1 protein-coding gene is annotated in these 532 nt (G+C 46.4%); it reads left to right on the forward strand.

Going from position 1 to position 532, the window contains the following annotated elements; all coding sequences use genetic code 11:
• The coding region (locus DP117_RS35810) for a hypothetical protein (protein ID WP_211176538.1) at positions 1-275 on the forward strand (275 nt) is incomplete at its 5' end.
• Positions 276-532: the final 257 nt, after the last annotated feature.

The raw sequence follows: 532 nt of genomic DNA on the forward strand, positions 1-532 counted from the left end.
TAAACCCGTTACTTGTAATGAGGCACCGCAGTTTTTCCGGGTTTGATGAAACGGCAAAAGGGGACATTGAAGTTCACCATATTCGCGCCCTTAAAGACCTCAAAACTAAGGGTAGGAAGGAAAAACCTCAATGGATGCAAATTATGTCCGCACGTAAAAGGAAAACTCTCATGGTTTGCCCGAAATGCCATGATGTCATACACGCCGGTAAACCGACATCGAGACAAGTCTCGGGAATAAAAGTACTGGAGAGCCGTGTACCTGGAAACTCGTAAGCACGGTTCGGAGGGGGCTAGTTAGAAAAGGAGCCAAATCAGTGGAAACCTCGTTAGCTAGCTACCCACTTTCGACAGGATAAATCACAACACCATAATGGAGAATCTAATTGCCACAAAGGGTCTAAAAGTCGGCATATTCCGCTGCTTAAAGGCAGGAACTAACCCCGAATTCCCTGAACAAGGAACCCCGCAAGGTGGTGTGGGTGTGCTACGAAGCACTTAGTGGTATTGCTTACGGTCATTAGAAAATAGGA

This window comes from Brasilonema sp. UFV-L1 (genome assembly GCF_012912105.1).
In the GTDB taxonomy this organism is placed as follows: Bacteria; Cyanobacteriota; Cyanobacteriia; order Cyanobacteriales; family Nostocaceae; genus Brasilonema.